This is a genomic window from Paraglaciecola arctica, assembly GCF_018861065.1.
GTDB classification, from domain to species: domain Bacteria; phylum Pseudomonadota; class Gammaproteobacteria; order Enterobacterales; family Alteromonadaceae; genus Paraglaciecola; species Paraglaciecola arctica_B.
The window spans coordinates 272,556-290,741 of record NZ_JAHKQO010000036.1; the positions used below are offsets into that span (position 1 = coordinate 272,556).

General features: G+C 39.5%; 17 protein-coding genes. 12 read left to right on the top strand and 5 right to left on the bottom strand.

What is annotated here, in order from left to right:
* The first annotated feature begins 456 nt into the window (after window positions 1-456).
* The 5 genes from KO534_RS14480 to KO534_RS14500 all read left to right on the top strand — a co-directional run bounded on the left by KO534_RS14480 (window position 457) and on the right by KO534_RS14500 (window position 7,186).
* Window positions 457-648, top strand: a complete 192-nt coding sequence (locus KO534_RS14480) for a CsbD family protein (RefSeq protein WP_215930378.1) — start codon at window positions 457-459, stop codon at window positions 646-648.
* Window positions 649-712: 64 nt separating this feature from the next.
* Window positions 713-1,666 (top strand): mechanosensitive ion channel family protein, encoded by a 954-nt coding sequence (locus KO534_RS14485; RefSeq protein WP_215930379.1) that lies wholly within the window; start codon window positions 713-715, stop codon window positions 1,664-1,666.
* A gap of 115 nt (window positions 1,667-1,781) precedes the next feature.
* Window positions 1,782-2,678: an MlaA family lipoprotein gene (locus tag KO534_RS14490; RefSeq protein WP_215930380.1), complete on the top strand. Its 897-nt coding sequence runs from the start codon at window positions 1,782-1,784 to the stop codon at window positions 2,676-2,678.
* Window positions 2,671-5,070, top strand: coding sequence for an efflux RND transporter permease subunit (locus KO534_RS14495; protein ID WP_215930381.1), 2,400 nt, complete (start codon window positions 2,671-2,673; stop codon window positions 5,068-5,070). Before KO534_RS14490 ends, KO534_RS14495 begins: the two co-directional genes overlap by 8 nt.
* A 169-nt stretch (window positions 5,071-5,239) precedes the next feature.
* Window positions 5,240-7,186 carry an alpha/beta hydrolase family protein gene (locus KO534_RS14500; protein WP_215930382.1) on the top strand — a complete coding sequence of 649 codons (1,947 nt, stop codon included), beginning with the start codon at window positions 5,240-5,242 and terminating at the stop codon, window positions 7,184-7,186.
* 153 nt (window positions 7,187-7,339) lie between these two features.
* Here the strand turns inward: KO534_RS14500 and KO534_RS14505 are convergent, their stop codons facing one another.
* From KO534_RS14505 to KO534_RS14525, 5 genes are all read right to left on the bottom strand, one after another.
* Window positions 7,340-8,668 carry a DUF2254 domain-containing protein gene (locus KO534_RS14505; RefSeq protein ID WP_215930383.1) on the bottom strand — a complete coding sequence of 443 codons (1,329 nt, stop codon included), beginning with the start codon at window positions 8,666-8,668 and terminating at the stop codon, window positions 7,340-7,342.
* A gap of 69 nt (window positions 8,669-8,737) precedes the next feature.
* On the bottom strand, window positions 8,738-10,345 hold the full coding sequence (locus tag KO534_RS14510) for a diacylglycerol kinase family protein (RefSeq protein ID WP_215930384.1): 1,608 nt from the start codon (window positions 10,343-10,345) through the stop codon (window positions 8,738-8,740).
* 27 nt (window positions 10,346-10,372) lie between these two features.
* The gene (locus KO534_RS14515) at window positions 10,373-10,549 is read right to left on the bottom strand and encodes a hypothetical protein (protein ID WP_215930385.1); all 177 of its coding nucleotides are present in this window, start codon (window positions 10,547-10,549) and stop codon (window positions 10,373-10,375) included.
* Between the two features lie 101 nt (window positions 10,550-10,650).
* Window positions 10,651-10,842, bottom strand: a complete 192-nt coding sequence (locus tag KO534_RS14520; RefSeq protein ID WP_215930386.1) for a hypothetical protein — start codon at window positions 10,840-10,842, stop codon at window positions 10,651-10,653.
* A gap of 52 nt (window positions 10,843-10,894) precedes the next feature.
* Window positions 10,895-11,071, bottom strand: a complete 177-nt coding sequence (locus KO534_RS14525; RefSeq protein WP_215930387.1) for a DUF1328 domain-containing protein — start codon at window positions 11,069-11,071, stop codon at window positions 10,895-10,897.
* Window positions 11,072-11,550: 479 nt separating this feature from the next.
* Here KO534_RS14525 and KO534_RS14530 point away from each other — a divergent pair, with 479 nt between their 5' ends.
* The 7 genes from KO534_RS14530 to KO534_RS14560 all read left to right on the top strand — a co-directional run bounded on the left by KO534_RS14530 (window position 11,551) and on the right by KO534_RS14560 (window position 18,143).
* Window positions 11,551-12,171, top strand: coding sequence for an MlaC/ttg2D family ABC transporter substrate-binding protein (locus tag KO534_RS14530; protein WP_215930388.1), 621 nt, complete (start codon window positions 11,551-11,553; stop codon window positions 12,169-12,171).
* 12 nt (window positions 12,172-12,183) lie between these two features.
* A complete protein-coding gene (locus tag KO534_RS14535; protein WP_215930389.1) occupies window positions 12,184-13,167 on the top strand; it encodes a zinc transporter ZntB in 984 nt (327 codons plus the stop codon).
* 26 nt (window positions 13,168-13,193) lie between these two features.
* Window positions 13,194-13,715 (top strand): hypothetical protein, encoded by a 522-nt coding sequence (locus KO534_RS14540; protein WP_252732159.1) that lies wholly within the window; start codon window positions 13,194-13,196, stop codon window positions 13,713-13,715.
* A gap of 234 nt (window positions 13,716-13,949) precedes the next feature.
* A complete protein-coding gene (locus KO534_RS14545; protein WP_252732160.1) occupies window positions 13,950-14,540 on the top strand; it encodes a methylamine utilization protein in 591 nt (196 codons plus the stop codon).
* Window positions 14,541-16,862 (top strand): GGDEF domain-containing phosphodiesterase, encoded by a 2,322-nt coding sequence (locus KO534_RS14550; RefSeq protein ID WP_215930392.1) that lies wholly within the window; start codon window positions 14,541-14,543, stop codon window positions 16,860-16,862.
* Window positions 16,853-17,722, top strand: coding sequence for a DUF3034 family protein (locus KO534_RS14555; RefSeq protein WP_215930393.1), 870 nt, complete (start codon window positions 16,853-16,855; stop codon window positions 17,720-17,722). Before KO534_RS14550 ends, KO534_RS14555 begins: the two co-directional genes overlap by 10 nt.
* 4 nt (window positions 17,723-17,726) lie before the next feature.
* Complete coding sequence (locus tag KO534_RS14560) at window positions 17,727-18,143, top strand: group I truncated hemoglobin (protein WP_215930394.1); 417 nt, start codon at window positions 17,727-17,729, stop codon at window positions 18,141-18,143.
* Window positions 18,144-18,186 lie beyond the last annotated feature (43 nt).

The window sequence follows — 18,186 nt, forward strand, 5'->3', positions numbered from 1 at the left end:
GCAGCTCCTGTACCAGTGTGTACAACATCAATCAAAAAGAAAGCTAACCACCTGATATTAAAAAACTTTATTAGAATTAAACCAATAGCATTAGCTCTGATCCAAAAACATGACAACCTAGAAACCGCTAAAATTTTTCAAACTTTTTGTAATTTTTACTTAAGGTCAATACCGTCTTAATCAAATAATCGCAGCCAAATTGTGGGTCTTTCCACTGATCTCAAATTCTCAATAACATCCAAAGTGAAAAACTAACATTTAACACTGTAAATCTTACACATCGGTCACCTTAAGCAGCCACTCAAATAAAACCTTTTCCTATTATTTTCAACAATTTAGCTTATTGGCATAAGGTTTGATTGTAGTTGAACTGTAAATCACTGATTCAGTTAAAACCTGAGTCACCTTTTAATTAATTGTTGATGAATGAACGATTTAAATGATCAGGAGAAAAAAATGAATAAAGACACAGTGAAAGGTAAGTGGAAACAAGCTTCAGGCTCTCTTAAAGCAAATTGGGGCAAACTCACAGACGATGACCTACAGGAAATCGACGGCAACTTAGAGAAGTTTCAAGGCAAGATGCAAGAGAAGTATGGAATGGCCAAAGAAGAAGCAGAGAAAGTCTTCAACAAAAGCCACGCTTAATCAAAATGAAATACAGTGCTAAGCCTGCTTAGCACTGCCCCCTATCAATTATCTGGAAAGTATTATGGAATTGCTAAAAATCGAAAAGTTTTGGAGTTTAATTAACGACAAATTAGAAAGTTGGCTCGAAGCAGGTATAAAACACCTTCCCAATTTTGTAGTCGCTATTTTAATTGCCATTATTTTTTCGGTCATAGCCAATATCGCTGGTAAGACATTAAAAAAAGTATTGTTGAAAACCCTCGAATCACCGCAGATCGCTAGCTTGTTGGCTTCTATTTTTAAGATGTGTATTTTAATTGCTGGAGTGTTTGTCGCCTTAGACTTCCTTGGGCTAACGGGTACTGTGACATCTTTATTAGCTGGTGCTGGTATAGTGGGTTTGGCCATAGGATTTGCTTTCCAAGACATGACCGAAAACCTAATAGCGGGTATAGCCATGGGGATCCGCAAACCCTTCCAAATTGGCGACGTAGTTGCAGCAGATAAAGTATTTGGCACAGTTAAAACTATTAATTTACGTAACACCCTAGTAGAAACATTTTTTGGTCAACTAGAAGTCATACCCAACAAAATCCTATTTAGAAACATTCTAACCAATTACTCAATTAATGGGGTGAGAAGAATAGAAGTGCCTGTGGGAATTTCCTATGCAGATGATCCTGAACAAGCGGCAGAAGTAATTAAAGAATTTATTAATCAATATGATTTTGTCATTAGGAAGGAAGAAACCGCCGTATTTGCTAAAGACTTTGGTGACAGCAGCGTCAATTTATTATTGTGGTTTTGGATTGATTATCCTGGTGAGATTGGTTTTATGCAGGCACGCCATCAAGCAGTAGTAGGCATTAAGAAAGCACTAGAGAAGGCTGATATTTTAATCCCATTCCCAATCCGCACCTTAGATTTTGGAGCGAAAGGCGGCGTCAATTTGGACACAATGATCCAATCTAAGGTAACTGCTGTGAACAGCGATAAAAGTAACAATGATAACCCAAATGTTAGTGACTCGAATTGAACCAAATTCGAAGTAATCGTTTTACGACTGAATTACGTATTAATCAAATGGGCTATGTACAGGGCAGCAAGATTGCCAACAATATGCGTCACAATATCAAATAATGGAGTAATAGATGGATTACAGTCGCGGTAAATTTTCGTCCCTAGTGTTGCTTGTTATCTTGAGTTGTTTGGCGGGTTGCGCATCTAAAAACGCACTTGAGCAAAATCAAGGTCAAGGCCAATTGTTTCAAAGTGGATTAGGTCAACCCCAAGCCTCGATTGAAAGTAACGATCTAGTTGAGGTTGAAACCTCTAATGGTGTAGTTGCCATTACTCCTACAGTAGTGGGTTATACAGACTCACAGTTTGATGACCCTTTTGAATCCATTAATCGCCCAGTGTTTGCCGTAAATCATGTGGTTTATACTTGGGTGCTCAATCCGCTAGCCAAGGGTTATACCACTGTCATGCCCGATCCTGTTGAGGCAGCCGTTAGCCAATTTTTCAGTAATTTACGGGAGCCTTTAAACGCCGTTAATCACCTTTTACAAGCTAACGGTAGTGATATGGGTAGTAGTTTGGGACGTTTCTTAATCAACAGCACCATAGGTATCTTTGGACTGTTTGATCCGGCACAAGCCTGGTTTGAAATTGAACCGAAAAAAGCGACGTTGAACGATACATTATCATCTTGGGATCTAGGTTATGGCGCTTATGTGGTGTTACCTATTCTTGGGCAAAGCGATGTTAGAAATGGCCTGTCGACTTTAACCGAATCGGCGTTTGCTCCTGTCACTTTTGTATCCGAACCTCCGCAAACTCAATACATCCAAGCCTATGATGGATTTCATGAGTTTGCTCCAAGAGCAACCAGTTATGAAACCTTATATCAAGAAAGCGACGACCCTTACGTTTTTTTTCGAAATATGTATATGCAAACCCTGTTGAGAGATAAAGAATATCAAGATAAACAAAAGCAAGAACCTGAGACAAAAGCAGTAACTGTTGAGGCCAACACTCATGATTGAACAAAGCAACATCTGGCTTACAAAAAAGCCACTGCTAACCGTTATCTCTGTGCTACTGATAACCCTATGCCTTGGTTGGTTTGTACAATATTTTAAAATAGATGCTTCAGCCGAAACATTGCTCGTAAAAGACAATAGGCTTTATATACAAAGTCAGGTAATGAATGAAAGATTTTCACCTGATGAATTTATATTGTTGGCTTACGAACCTAAAAATCATGACCTTTTTAGTGATCAAACCTTTGAAGACATTCAGGTCCTGTCTGCAAAATTAAAAACCCTACCAAGGGTGAAAAGTGTCACTCATATACTCAATGTGCCTTTACTTTCACAAATGAGTGCACTTGATCCCAATCTTGTTGCATCAGACTGGACTTGGCAAAGTAAACAGTTTAGCCACCAGACAATGCGCCAAACCTTCGAGCAACATCCAATTTTTACCGACTTGTTAGTGAATCAAAAAATGTCGGCAACATCGATTCAAGTAATCTTTAAAAAACACCCTAAACTATCTGAAATCGAAAGCGAAATAATTAACCTTGATAAAAAACGTTTAACTCAAGAATTTACCCCCGAGGATGAAGAAAAAGTACAACAACTTAAGGCACAAGCCGATCCGATTCGACAAGAGGTTAATAAACAACGAGAGCAAGAAATACAACAAATCTATGCCTTTGCCGACTCTGTCAAAACGAATGCCAATGTTTATTTAGGTGGTTCTTACGTTTTAGGTCATCAATTAATCAACATTATCCGCGCCGACCTAAAATTATTTGGCAGTGCAATTGGTCTCGCCATTTGTATTATGTTGCTCATTTTATTTAGAAGTTGGCGCTGGGTGGTTATCCCCATTGCCTGCTGTGTCACTAGTGTGATCATGACTATGGGATTGTTTGGCATTTTTGACTTACGCACGACTGTTATTTCTTCGAATTTTATCGCACTTCAACTTATTCTTACGCTGGCGATATGTGTGCATTTGATCGTGCAATATCGGCAACTAGCGAATGACAACGATAAAGCCACCCAAGCACAATTAGTCTCTCAAACCCTGAGACAAAAAATCAAACCATGTTTTTATGCTGGCATCACCACTTCGGTAGGCTTTGGATCTCTTATTTTTAGCGGTATTCAGCCGGTAGTGAGTTTTGGCTGGATGATGATCATTGCTATGTTGGTTTCAATTGGACTTTCATTGATATTTTTGCCGGCGTTACTGAGTTTATTTCCTCGCAGTCAAGCAACAGCACCTAACAAACTTAGTCAAAACTTCATTCAATGGATCTCAGTTGTCACCTTAAAGCATTCTGCTAAGGTGATTGTTGTGTTTGTGGTGTTAACCGCCATTGCTATTTTAGGAGTTTTTCGGCTCAGCGTAGAAAACAGCTTTTTGAATTACTTTGCAAAAGACACCAAAGTGCATCAAGAATTAACCTTTATTGACCAACAATTTGGCGGCTCTACACCTTTTGATATTATTATCGATATACCAGAAAACATGCAAAAAACAGACTTAGCCTTAAGTGCAAAAAGCATACAACAGTTGCAAATAATTCAAACCATACTTAAACAATATCCTGCTAGTGGTAACACCACCTCAGTGGTTAACTTTAGTGAATTGGCCATGAAGTTAAACCAAGGGCGTCCGCTGACTGAATACGAACTCACCGCCATCTACCACTTAGTCGATGAAAATTTACGAGAATCTTTATTGGGAAGTTATTTTTCACTAGAGAACCAACAATTGCGCCTAAGTAGCAGAGTCAAAGACAGTACTGCAGGTTTTAACCGCAAAGAATATCTCGAAAACTTGCGTATTGACCTAGAAAAAAATGGTATCGCAGAAGACCAATATCAGTTTACTAATCTTTTTGTGTTGTATCAGGACATATTACAACGCTTATTTAACTCACAAATCCTAACCCTAGGAATAGTCTACATCGCCTTATTATTAGTGATGTGGGTGCTGTTTAAAAGATTATCTGTGGCGTTAATTGCGTTAATACCCAACGTGATTTGTACCCTAGTGATTTTAGCGGTAATGGGCTACGCAAATATCCCCCTTGACCTGATGACTATCACTATTGCGGCCATAGCTATGGGCATTGCAGTGGACGACACCATACATTTTGTGCATCACTATCTCAATGGCAATTCAACTCCAACCAAGGCTGTTAAACAGGCATATTTTAGTGTTGGTTACGCCATGTTATTTACCACTATGATTATCTGTGTGGGTTTTGCCTTATTAGCATTTTCTGATTTTGTTCCCAGCATGCTGTTTGGGTTACTAACCGCGTTAGCCATGATAGCGGCACTCATCACAGACCTAACTTTGTTACCTGCTTTGCTGACCCGCTATATTTCGCCGGCAACGGCCAAAAGAAGCTAGAAAGTCACGGCAATTTTTAAGTTTTTTTTAGGTACAGACCTAGAAAAATTTCTATTGGCTGTTGTTGGTATCATGGTCTACCCACAAGCTTGATTATATTTTCATTATCAATAGAATGTGTAAAAAAAACACCTAGATAAAGACAACTACACGGAGATGTTTAAGGGATATGTACAAAAAAATTATCATCGCATTATGTTTTCTACTGCCAATCAGCTACTTACAAGCTGAATCGTTACCATTAGAATATTTCAATCAAATGCCAATGCTACAACAACCGATTATTTCGCCAAGCGGTGAACATCTGGCAGGGATTTATAATAGTAATAGCAACACTCAAGTCGTAGTCATGCCTTTTGGTTCGCAAGACCTCAAAGCTTTAGTGACTTTGGGTGGTGAAAAATATCGAATCGAGAGTATTGATTGGGCAAATGATAAGAGGTTACTTATTAATGTAAGCCAACCTTATGAATTTAAAGGCTTAAAATTAAGAACAACCCATTTATATTCTGCAGATATTGAGGGTAAAAACGTATTTGAAATGCGTCGTTCAACCAACGCCCGAGTTAGCACCAAAACTACCGAATTAGACTTTTATTATAACAGTCCCAATTTACTCAATATTTTGCCTAATGACGCAGATCACATTTTAGTTACCACCAGAGACTCGAGGGATGGCAACTACGCTTCCGTCTACAAAGTGAACGTAAATGATGGAAAGTTTGAGAAACATATTGCCAACAGCAATAGGATCACCGATTGGATAACTGACAAAAATGGGGAAATCTTGCTCGCAGTTGGGGGCAGCGATAGAGCACGAAATGAAACTAAATACGTCTACCTCAGAGAAAACCAAGATGCTGATTGGAAATTAATTAAAACTTATACCCCTTTTGAATCCGAAACCTTTGACCCAATCATGTACGAAAAAGAATCGAATTCTTTGCTGCTATTATCTGATCATAAGTTGAATAAAACGGCACTATGGCGTTTCGATATCGACAAGAATCAATTTTCTGAACTGGTAGCAGAGGCACCTGGAAAGTTTGATATTACTAACGTCATTTTTAAACCCAGTCATACTGAGATGAAAGTCATTGGGTATACCTACGTAGATAATTTTGTTCGACGTGTTTATTGGGATTCGGAACAAAAAAACATCGGTGACCAGTTAGCACAATTACTGTCTAAAAGTGGCCTGCAAAGTAACATTTATGACTATAGCCTAGACGAAAACCGCTACATCATTTCTGCCTTAAGTGACACTAGCCCCGTAAAATATTACTTATTTGATAAAACTAAGAAAAGTTTGGGCCTTTGGTTTAGTCAATTTCCTTACCTTGAAGGCAAATCTCTAGCTAATGTTACTCCCATCACTTTTAATGCTAGAGATGGTATGGAAATTTATGGCTACATCACTTTACCGGTTGGTGTTGAAAAACCTCCGGTGATTCTATTTCCTCATGGAGGGCCATTTGCCAGAGATTATCAATATTTTGATCCCTACGTTCAAATGATGGCAAATGAAGGGTACGCAGTGTTGCAAGTTAACTTCCGCGGCTCAACTGGTTACGGTAATAAATACATGACAAGTGGCTACCATCAGTGGGGCAAAGCCATGCAAACTGACCTGTTAGATGCTTACGACTGGTTATTAGCAACGGAATTAGTGCATAAAGACAAAGCCTGTATAGCCGGTGCCAGTTATGGTGGCTACGCGGCGTTAGTGGCCGGTTACCAAACACCGGAATTGTTTGACTGTATTGTAAGTATTGCAGGTGTATCAGACTTAAATAATCAAATGACCATGTGGCGAAGATTAGGCTTTTTTGATTATATTGATAATGCCGTAAGTGATGATGACACCGATATTAAGGCGGTTTCACCCTACTACCACGCTGACAAATTTAAGAAACCTGTACTACTTATACACGGCAAAAAAGACACTCGGGTTAGTTACCGTCAGTCTAGTTCGATGTACGACCAGTTAAAATCAGAGGACGTTGACGTTACCTATAGAGAATTTGAATACGGTACTCATTACTTGGACGATGCCACAAATCGTATCAATGCCATGAAATTGATGAAGGATTTTTTTGAAGAACACTTAAAATAATCCATTGCAATAAGATGGAGCAGATTGAAGAGTCTGTTTCATCTTTTTTATTTAATATCTTTAGGCAATAAGACCATTTTAGAACCACCTAGCAAACTATCACCGCCCCTCCTTGCCTAACAGAACCGTAGTTTTTTCCAAGTAAAGTAACCTCTATTGAGAGTCTGAATAAATCGAAGCCACTCTCTTATTAATAGTCTTTAAGTCATCTTCAGCTAACGACAGTTTATTTTGTTGCTCTTCAATCATCTTAGTTTGATTAAAAACGAAATGTTTGTGCTCGTCATTTTGGGCTTCCATTATCAAATTATGTAACGAATCAAGTAGCCTAATAGTCACCGCAACATCACGATTCGCTTGTTGCCTTATTTGTTCAAATGCAGCGTTGGCAATATCTCGAAACGTTAACACTTTGCAGCTTAATCGCAGCATACCGGCTTGGTCAAAGTGCTCGGGTGAGGGAAAGTTTCTTTTTGTGAGTCCACACAACACCGCATTTAATTTATCGATACAAGTGATGGCTGTATAGGGGTCACTAATACCGGGTGAAAGTGCACGTAACGCAATTTCCACCAACTGATGTATAGCAAATTCTGGATCTTGAACCGGGGTTCTACAAGCACCTAATATTAGCATATCTGCGGTGTCATTGTTCAAGGTATCAGGCACTGCCGTGTTTGAATAAACCACAGCTATCACGGCATCTTTAACAATAAAATCCCCTGGTCGAAAACAACACTCAATCAAAATATTATTTTTGGTGGCTAAGATAACTAAGGCTTTTTGATCTATGGTTTGAACATAACCACTACACTTTGCTACTACCTTTAGTTGTGTATTTCGCTGCGAAATATCGGTGGCTGTGAATGCACTATTATCCGTAGAAGTTTGTTGCTTTGAATGTGTAGGAAACAGATTTTGGATAGCGTTTTGAAGCTCTTGATAAACATCATCAATCACCACATCTGCCTGAATTGACTTAGCCACATGGTGAATAAAGTAAATTAACACCCCCACGCTAATGCAGGTCATGATCACGGCGATAACAACAGTTAAACCGGGCTTAAAGGTGTAAGGGGCTTCAAAGCTAATAGCGCAAAACACTAAGATACAATAAAGAAAATTAGAGATAAATGCCCCCAGTACCACTTGTGTACCAGGATCCATCATGAAATTTCGCAATAACCGTGGCCCAAATTGTGACGAGGCTAACGTTAACGCAACAATAGTGATGGAAAACGCAATACTCGTTACCGTAATCATGGCACCTGCAATCGTCCCTAATAACGACCTAATAGCGTCAACATCAATCCCGTAAATAAGGGGAATATCAAGCTCAGAATTATTCATATACGACGCATCGAAATACACCGAAGCGACCGCTAAAATGATAGAAGAAAACACCATAACGCTGGGCACAAACCAAAAACTAGTACGCGCTTTTTCTATTATGGGTGCATATTTGACAACATTTAATGACATCACATCTCCTAATTCTTGTTCGCTCAGCCATAACAGAGCTATGGACTTTTTTTAGTTTAGAGTTAGCTCTTAAACTAAGACAGTTAAAGAACTAGGTTGCACCCTTATTAAAAGTTCAGCTGCTTCACGGTTTTCACCATCTATCATGTATTTTAGACCCCCATTACCAGATATTCGAACCTGACTACATTGCCTGAATTGAATATCAGGGTTTGCCACCTCACCAGCCAAACCACTAAAAGCCAAGTCAGCCAAATTAAACATTTGTTCAGACACAGTGTTGTTAGCAGGCAACCAAGTCATATCTAATAAACCGTCTGTTACTTTAGGTCCCCCTCCTCCTTGCGCAAGCACTGTAGAAAAGGGGGCAGCATTGGCAACCACCAAACTTGTGGTTTCTATGGACATTTCAGGATTATCGTCAATCACTAGTTGCAGCTGATAGCTTTGCTGAAGTTGCACTGCATCCCACAATCCTTTGAGGTAGGCAAACTGCCCACCCAGATCTTTCTCTTTGCGATCTGCTGATTCAATCATTTTCTGCCCAAAACCAATGCTAGCCATCAGTAATACCAGCTCGTCGTTGCATATAGCCGTATCTATAGTTCTAGACTTACCAGCAACAATAACGTCACAGCATAAATCAATGGGATACACTTTTGAGCCAGTGCCATGTAAAACATGACTAAACGCGTTAGTGGTGCCCATAGGCATCACTCCTAAAATGCATTCAGTATTCACAACAACCGAGGCGACTTCTGAAATAGTGCCGTCACCACCACAGGCCACAATTACCTTAAAACCATTTTCCATGGCTTTTTTAGTAAGACTTTGGGCAGTTAGATCAACTTTAGTTTCAAAAACTGACAGCGAATATTTAAGGGACAAACGTTGTATGATTTCATCTTTATTGTCTTGCCACTTGCCACCGCCGGAAACGGGATTAGCAATGATTGCTAAGGGTTGTTTCTTTGTGAGGACCCCAGAGGTCTGAATTTTTCTGAGCGCTTTTAGCTGTTTTCGATTCAAACCCGCAGTGCTGCGCACACCTTGAATAGTTTCCAGCGCAGTTCCAATATCCCAATCTGGATTTTTACTGAGTAAATACGCAGCCATCACGAACACCGATCTGCCCCGACCCAACGCGCAGTGAATCACAACTGAGTGCTCACGAGTTTGCATGTCTACCCAGTTAACTGCATGTATTAATTGCTCAGTAGACGGATTTTGATGATCGAGCACAGGCAAATTTAAATAATGGAGATTAGCCTCTGTTGCGGACCAATCTAGGCCATCAAATTCAGCCGTCACATCGAGAATAGCCCGAATATCATTACGTTTGAGTTCATCTATATCTGAAGGAAATAACCTACACGCTAAAAACAAGTTATCAGCGATTTTTTGAATCGCTGGCACTGAATCATTGTTACGTGCCCAAGCGTTGTAAAGTTGCGCGCCAAAAAGAAAAGGGACAAACAACCACCTGATATAAAAAGGTATGGAACCGTCGTGTTTTTTCCTAAAAATTTCAGGTCGCTCAAAAACGTAGGCAACAGAAACGGCAGAAAGTGATCCCCCAATCCAAAACCATACCAAGCTAAAATAGACGTTTGGCGAGTAGATGCCCGCCAAAATTGCTAAACATGCGGCGACTATGTAGTAATATGTGATTGCCATTTTGTTTCTCTCTAGCTTCTATTCTAGTTAACGTTTTGGTTTAGTTTTCTTAGCAAACATCATCATTCCAACGACTGCAATCACACTCAAAAGTCCAAATGCAACTAAAAAGGTGGTGATAAATCCACCGTTAACCAGACTTGTCACACTAAGCAAAAAACCTACTGTGATAATCACGGCAATTGCCAATACTTTTAATAACATCTTGCTACCCTCCTAATTCCAATTTATTTGACAGTTTCTGTGTTTAAATTCAGCCATAAAAAAAGGGCCAAAAAGCCCTTTCTTCTGCAAAGTGTTGCTGCCTAACAGTTGTCGTTTTCAGCCTTTGCCGCTTCTTTTAGATCTTCACAAGCATCTTCAACTGCGTTGCCCGCGTCTGTTGCGATTTCATCTAGTTTTTCACCTGCATCTTCCGCTTCACCATCACAAGCAGATAAAGCAAATACAGCAGTTAAAGCAAGTAAAGTGGTAGTAAAATATTTTAAAGTTTTCATGGTTCTCTCCGTTTAAATCAATAGTTAAAATTAAAAGTTAAAACTTGCATCCCTAAATTTTCGGGGACTTTCCTCTTAGCGCATTGGAAATAAGTGACAACACCAACAACACTATAAAAATAAAGAATATAATTTTAGCAATACCTGTTGCAGCGCCTGCTATACCACCAAAACCAAAAACTGCAGCGACGATGGCGATAATAAAAAATGTTAATGCCCAGCCCAACATAATAATTTTCTCCCGTTTGTTATGTTTTAAGATTTGACACACTTAACTATGCGACATCTATGCCAAGCAAACACGACACGCCAACACACTGTTTTATAAGGGTTTATTTTAAGGTTGTGATTTCCACTTGAAATTCTAAATATAGGATTGTGAAAATTTTACACACCAACTAGGAACAAGTTTCATTATTTGTGAGGCACTTTCTTAAATACCTTTTTGCAAACAATAACGTGGCATTAGAACAAGCATTTATTGCGCAATTGAGCTATTTACTTAGTTTAGAAGTTAATACAAACCACACTAAGGCGAGGATCTATTATCCAAAGCTGATAATTTTTTAGTTATGACGGTTACACACGATTACAATTCTTCTAAGTGCAAGGGTGAAATGTTTCCCTTTTTTGATATCAGTCATTAGCAACCGATAGTACAATGCAAAGCTATATACATACTGGGGATTACCCTTGGAGACCTACCCAATGTTCAAATCAATAAAGCTGGCTATCTTTGTCCTGGCGATGAGTTTTAACGCTTTAGGAAAGCCGTCAGAAGACCCCTATATCTTTGTTAAAGAGGTAGCGACTGCGACTTTCGCTAAGATGAAGCAAGATCAAATGCTAATTGAGGGTAATCCTGACGCGTTGAAAAAAATTGTAGAACAACAGTTATTGCCACATGTAGATCACGTATATGCGGCTTTGAGCGTGTTAGGTACACAGGCAAAAGATATACCTCGTGAAAAGCTGATTGTATATTTTGAGGAATTTAGAGTGTATTTGTTATCTACCTATTCTAATGCGTTAAGTAGCTATAAAAATCAAATTGTAGAGTTCGAGCCTTCTCGACCTACCGAAAACAAAAAGACGGTGCCAGTTAAAGCCATCATTAAGGAATCTGGAAAACCAGATATCAGCATCACCTTTCAAGTGCGCCGCAACAAAGAAGGCGAGTGGAAAGCCTTTGACCTTATAGCCGAAGGGATAAGTATGGTGCAATCCAAACGAGCAGAGTTCGCCCCTATTGTTCGCCAGCAGGGTATTGATGCGGTGATCGATTTTATGCGTATGAAAAGTACTCAATCCTCAAAAACTGATAAGTAACTAGACAACTAAATGTCCAATACCCATCCAAAAACTCAGGCTATGTTGTGGGCAATCAATAACATTGGTAAGCCCCACTCCACCCTATCCACAGCCGTTGAACATACCACTGATGAAGCCTCTTCTTTAGGTTTTGATTGGTTTCATATTCAATCTGATACTAAAGACTCGAAACAATGTTTACAGGGCTTAGGGTTACCAAACGAAATAATAGATGCACTTTGCACCGCTGAAACTCGCCCTAAAGCGATACAGTTAGGTGACGGAATGTTGCTGTACTTACGAGGAATTAACCGCAATCCTGATGCAGACCCTGAAGATATGGTGTCGTTACGCTTATGGATTGGAGAAAACATATTGATTTCTGCTAGACGTAAAGACCGGCAACTACTATCAGTACAAGATGCTAAAGAAGAACTTGAAAAGGGCCATATTCCCGAGTCGCCATTGGACTTAGCACTAAGAATTATTACCAAGATTGCCGACAGGATCAGCGAGACTGTGGATGTGTTAGATGAAGATCTCACTGAATTCGAGGCGTTAGATAAATCTGCCAAACGAGATAGAATAAAACTGTCGATGATCCGCCGCCAAGCCGCAGCTATTCGCCGTTATTTAGCGCCGCAACGAGATGCACTTGATGCCATGTATCGCTTCAATAAATCCTTGAATCAACAGCAAGCATTTGAATTGCGAGATCAAACTGACCGCATGACTCGCTACGTTGAAGACCTAGATCTGGCTAAAGAGCGGGCTATGGTATTGCAAGATGAATTACGGAATCGCATTGCTGAACAGCAAGGTATGCGCATGTATGTGTTATCGTTAGTTACGGCAATATTTTTACCTTTATCCTTTCTAACAGGTATATTTGGAATGAATGTGGCTGGTTTACCAGGAACACAAGAGCCTAAAGCTTTTGTATATTTAACCGCAACTATGGTTATATTGGCCGTAGCATTGCTAGTAGGTATGTTATGGAAAAAGTGGTTTTAAACATTTTATTAGGAGCAAAACCGGTGATGAAACATCTTGTTTTAGTTCTGAGCCTGTTTATTCTCAGCAGCTCTGCAGCCTATTCCCAAGTGGAAAAGTCATTTGAAATTGTAAAAGCCAAAAAGATCAACCGTAATCTGGCGTTGCAATTTCCCATTAAAAAATCATTCCAAGGTATCCAAGCCACTTTCTCTGACGCGCAAATACTCATAGATACTCTAGATCAATCAATTAAATTACAAATGCTGGTGTCAGCTAATAACAATAAACAAGAGTTTTCTGCGAAATTGGTGTTTATTGGAACAATGGAATTTGATCAGTTTTTAGAGTCATACTTATTTGAAGACCTGCTATTGGACAGTTTTATAGTCGAACAAGATTCTTACGTTGACTCCCAACCCACTGTAAAAGCAATCAAACAAAGTCTAATTAACGACTTCAAAGATATTGAGTTATTTAACCTTACAGAATTAAACGCGTTTGTTCCTAAACGTAAAGCTGACAAGATTGAAATTTCGACCGGACAACTACGATTTATATGGTATTAGAATAGCCATTTAGACAAGCTAATCTGTCGCTAAACATTTGTATTCAATAGTTAAAGAATGGCTTGCCATTTTCTGCTAAGTTACCAGTGTTAACACATTTAGTTTATTTTATTTAGACAACTACAAGAGTTGAGCAGTATGACGACTAGAAAATTTGGCCTTGTATTGCTAAAGACGATAAACACTTTATTTTGTTGTACTTTTATTGTCGTAACCCTATTCGGTCCGGTTACTATGGCAAAAACCCTTCATATTACAGACCAATTTAACAAGCCTATTGAAAATGTAGTGGTGAGTTTTGCTACAACTGAGTCAACTCAAACTGATAATGCAAAACTTTTGGTAATGGATCAAATCGATAAACAATTTGCACCTCGCCTGTTAGTAGTCCAAAAAAATCAGAGGGTTTCTTTTCCAAATAGCGACAACATTCGCCACCATCTTTATAGTTTTTCTAAGCCTAAGCCTTTTGAATTTAGAATGTTCAAAGGAGGCGATACTAAAGAGCTGGTTTTTGATCAAGCGGGCATAGTGGTGCTTGGCTGTAATATACATGATCAGATGGTAGGCTACATTTATGTCGCCGATAATGAGCAAACCGTTGTGACTAATGAAGATGGTGTAGCGGAAGTCCCCGAAAACGGATTAAAATTGAAGTTATGGCACCCCAATTTATCTACCAATAAAATTCTCAGAAAAGACTTTCAACTTCCTGAAACATCGAGTGAAGCCGCCTTTCCTATTGTTTTGAATTTGCTTGAAGAGACAGTCATTCCCACTCAACGTACCTTTAAATCGAAGAAATTTGACAGAGGAAATAACTAATTGACCCAAACTCCACTTAATCAGAGTATTTTCAGGCTAGTTGCAGGCTTAGTGATACTCACGGCGCTCACAACCTTTATCAATGTTTGGATAGCCACCGATGAACAAACTCGAGAAAAGTTAGAGCGAGACTTATCGATTGCCGAAAACGTATTACAGCGGGTATTACAAAGTCGCGAAGATTTGCTTTATATTTCAGCCTCGGTGCTCACCGCTGACTTTGGTTTTAAACAAGCAGTTGCATCCTCAGATAAAGGCACAATCGATAGCGCCTTATTTAATCATGGGCAACGCATTAATGCCGATCTAATGGCGCTTGTATCCTTAACTGGCAGTTCCATCACCAGTGTGCCAGCAGCATTAAAAATGGATCAAGAATTTCCTTATCCACAAGCTATAGAAAGTGTGATTAAAAATGGCGGCTACACCTCGCTGATGATGCTGAACAAACAACTTTACCAAGTCATCATGTTAACTGTAGACGCACCAACACCAATTGCCATTGCGTTAGTTGGCTTCAAGCTAGGCGACCCGATTTTAGCCCAGTTGAAAGATATAACTAAACTCGAAACAACCTTACAAGTATATAGCCGGCAAAACGAAATATTTAAAATTAGTACTTTACCGGCACCTTTGGTAGAACAGGCCTTAGCACAAATCAATGAGCGCCCATCCTGGTTGTCTATTACCATAACTCAGGACACACCCTACGTTTCTCAACAATTTACTTTAAGCGATGCCCTCGAGCACCAAACAATCATTACCTTATCTGAAGACGCACAGTTGTTATTTGCGGACTTTAATTCACTGCAATTTAGTATTACTGCATTAGGCATAATCGTTATTTTGCTAGCGACGTTTTTAGCAGCGTTATTTTCACGAAGAATATCCAAACCTTTAGTGGTACTGGCCGATATTGCCAAACGAATAGCTGTGGGTGATTACACTAAAGATGCAGTAGTAGAAACTAAAACTACAGAAGTCAGTTTATTGTCTAAAGCCTTCAGCAAAATGCAAAGTAACGTGCAAACCCGTGAAGAAAAAATAATATTTCAAGCAAGACACGATGTTTTAACTTCGCTATATAACCGGCAGCATGTCGAAACCTTGCTAGAACAAAAGTTTAATGACAACGACAATTTTGTTGCCATTGGCATTAACATTTTTGGCTTTCGGGGCATTAACGATGTATTTGGTTATCACAATGGAGATCGTTGTCTTGAGGAACTCGCACAACGCCTCTCAAAATTTGATGGTATTGCCGCAAGACTAACTGGTGGTGAACTATTGTGGATACCCTCACAACAACCATCTCAAGAATCGATTGAATCAATAAAGTCAACATTGGAAGCACCAATCAATGCCATCGATGTAATAATCAATATAAAGGTTGCTCTTGGCTTAATATATTGTCCTAAAGATGCCAACAATGCAGAACAAGTGTTTAAGCGGCTCAATATAGTATTGGATGAAGCACAAATCACTCGCCGGTTTGTATTGGCTTTTGATTCTAGACTAGAAGAACGCTATTCGCGGCGCTTGTCTATTATTACCGAATTAAAAAACACCCTAGATCACCGCCAAGAAGAATTAAGTCTTAACTATCAACCCAAACTCGACATACAAGAGGGCAAAGTCACTCATGTTGAAGCCTTGATACGCTGGACCAATACCAGCTTGGGTTTTGTCTCACCTGAAGACTTTATCGCTGTGGCCGAACAAGCCGGGTTTATTGAAGCCATTACCCACTGGGTCATCAATCGTGCAATCAAAGATGCAGCGATATTCCGAGATGCCGAAGTAGATGTGTCGATAGCAATTAATCTTTCAGCAAAAGATATTATGAATCCCACACTATTACCTAGGGTTCTAGAATTACTTAAGGCAAATAACCTCAACACCCAATGTTTATCATTTGAAATAACCGAGGGTGACTTAGTGAAAGACCACAACAAAGCCATCACCCATCTACAAGCATTTCGAGATAATGGATTTGAAATAGCCATCGATGACTTTGGTACCGGATATTCATCCATGGCCTACTTACAAAATTTACCTGTTAATACCTTAAAAGTAGACAAGAGCTTTGTGCTTAATTTACATGAAAACCAAGGTGACCAAAAAATTGTTAAAACTGTCATCAGCCTTGCTCATAGTTTTGATATGAATGTAGTGGCAGAAGGCATAGAAAACATTCAAGCCTTAACACTTCTAGCCCAATGGGGCTGCGAGTTAGCCCAAGGTTATTATATTTGTAAGCCAACATCTGCAGATAAGCTCATCTCATGGTACAAGGATAATCTAACTACAAAATGGCTATAGCAAAAACAAACAAATGGTGCTTGTGTTGGAGCAAATCCTTAATCATTTTTCTAGGTTTACTTTCGCCTATTGCCAAGGCGAGTGACGGCAAATTAATAGGCACCGCAGGGCTAAATCAACTTGAAGGTAGCGGTGGTGGCGGTATTGTGGCTTGGGCCACATTGGCAGGTTATGATTCTAGAGATCAAATATCGGTGAACGCTTTTGGCACTCAAGTTAATCTAGATGACTATCGTTTAAACGTATTGGGCGTCAGTGCTTCTTTTTACGATAGAGTCGAAATAAGTCTAGCCCAACAGCGTTTTGATTTAAAAACCCTAGGGGGTGATATTAAACAAAATATCTACGCTGCTAAGTACCGAATCTATGGTGACGTGGTGTACTCAACTTGGCCACAACTTAGTCTAGGTATACAACACAAAACATTAGATGACGGCAGCATTGCGAGTGCAGTAGGAGCAACAGATGACTCTAGTGGAACCGATCTGTACTTAGCGGCGACCAAAGTACATTTAGGAGCTATTGCTGGCTTTAACGCCCTGTGGAGTGTAACGGCTAGAGCAACCAAGGCTAATCAACTAGGATTGCTTGGTTTTGGTGGAATTAAAAATGATAGCTACCAAATTATGGCAGAAGCTTCAGTTGCTGTGTTATTGAGTCGACATCTCGCTGTTGGTGCAGAATATCGCCAAAAACCTGATAATTTAGGGCTAGGTGAAGAAGATTGGTTTGACCTATTTATTAGTTATATTCCCAGCAAAAATTTAAGCGTTACCCTCGCCTGGGCTGAACTCGGCAGTATTGCCGGCGCAAAGGATCAAAAAGGATTGTACCTGTCGCTAAACGGACAACTTTGGTAACCCTATGAAAACCTTAATTTTACTATTTACAGTGTGTTTATTGTTAAGTAGCTGCGCCACGCAAAACGGCAACACTTATCAACAATTGGGCGGACAAGCCAAAATCGAAGAAATAGTTGATAATTTTATTTATGAAATTGAATTTGACCCGGTTCTGTTCGAGTTTTTCAAAGATTCCGATATCAATCGTTTTAGAGAAAAACTTATCGAACACCTCTGTTTACTTACAGGTGGGCCATGCCAGTATACCGGTGATTCTATGGAACAAGTACATGCAGGTATGAATATCAGCGAGTCTAGCTATAATCATGGCGTAGACTTGTTTATCAATGCAATGACTAAGGCCGAAATCCCACATCCTATTCAAAACAAAGTACTAGCAACTATGATACACACTAGAGAGCAGATGATTTATCAATAATTTGCGTAAATATGTCAACGCGCGGTGCGTTAACCGGAGGAAA

Excerpts from the sequence above, each read along its gene's own strand:
- KO534_RS14515 (WP_215930385.1), bottom strand. The coding sequence starts at position 10,549 with ATGTTATTAAAAGTATTGGCAATTGCCGTGATTATCACAGTAGGTTTT.
- KO534_RS14510 (WP_215930384.1), bottom strand. The coding sequence starts at position 10,345 with ATGGCAATCACATATTACTACATAGTCGCCGCATGTTTAGCAATTTTG.
- KO534_RS14485 (WP_215930379.1), top strand. The coding sequence starts at position 713 with ATGGAATTGCTAAAAATCGAAAAGTTTTGGAGTTTAATTAACGACAAA.
- KO534_RS14555 (WP_215930393.1), top strand. The coding sequence starts at position 16,853 with ATGGCTATAGCAAAAACAAACAAATGGTGCTTGTGTTGGAGCAAATCC.
- KO534_RS14540 (WP_252732159.1), top strand. The coding sequence starts at position 13,194 with ATGAAACATCTTGTTTTAGTTCTGAGCCTGTTTATTCTCAGCAGCTCT.
- KO534_RS14495 (WP_215930381.1), top strand. The coding sequence starts at position 2,671 with ATGATTGAACAAAGCAACATCTGGCTTACAAAAAAGCCACTGCTAACC.
- KO534_RS14545 (WP_252732160.1), top strand. The coding sequence starts at position 13,950 with ATGGCAAAAACCCTTCATATTACAGACCAATTTAACAAGCCTATTGAA.
- KO534_RS14535 (WP_215930389.1), top strand. The coding sequence starts at position 12,184 with ATGTCCAATACCCATCCAAAAACTCAGGCTATGTTGTGGGCAATCAAT.
- KO534_RS14480 (WP_215930378.1), top strand. The coding sequence starts at position 457 with ATGAATAAAGACACAGTGAAAGGTAAGTGGAAACAAGCTTCAGGCTCT.
- KO534_RS14560 (WP_215930394.1), top strand. The coding sequence starts at position 17,727 with ATGAAAACCTTAATTTTACTATTTACAGTGTGTTTATTGTTAAGTAGC.
- KO534_RS14520 (WP_215930386.1), bottom strand. The coding sequence starts at position 10,842 with ATGAAAACTTTAAAATATTTTACTACCACTTTACTTGCTTTAACTGCT.
- KO534_RS14490 (WP_215930380.1), top strand. The coding sequence starts at position 1,782 with ATGGATTACAGTCGCGGTAAATTTTCGTCCCTAGTGTTGCTTGTTATC.
- KO534_RS14525 (WP_215930387.1), bottom strand. The coding sequence starts at position 11,071 with ATGTTGGGCTGGGCATTAACATTTTTTATTATCGCCATCGTCGCTGCA.
- KO534_RS14505 (WP_215930383.1), bottom strand. The coding sequence starts at position 8,668 with ATGTCATTAAATGTTGTCAAATATGCACCCATAATAGAAAAAGCGCGT.
- KO534_RS14500 (WP_215930382.1), top strand. The coding sequence starts at position 5,240 with ATGTACAAAAAAATTATCATCGCATTATGTTTTCTACTGCCAATCAGC.
- KO534_RS14530 (WP_215930388.1), top strand. The coding sequence starts at position 11,551 with ATGTTCAAATCAATAAAGCTGGCTATCTTTGTCCTGGCGATGAGTTTT.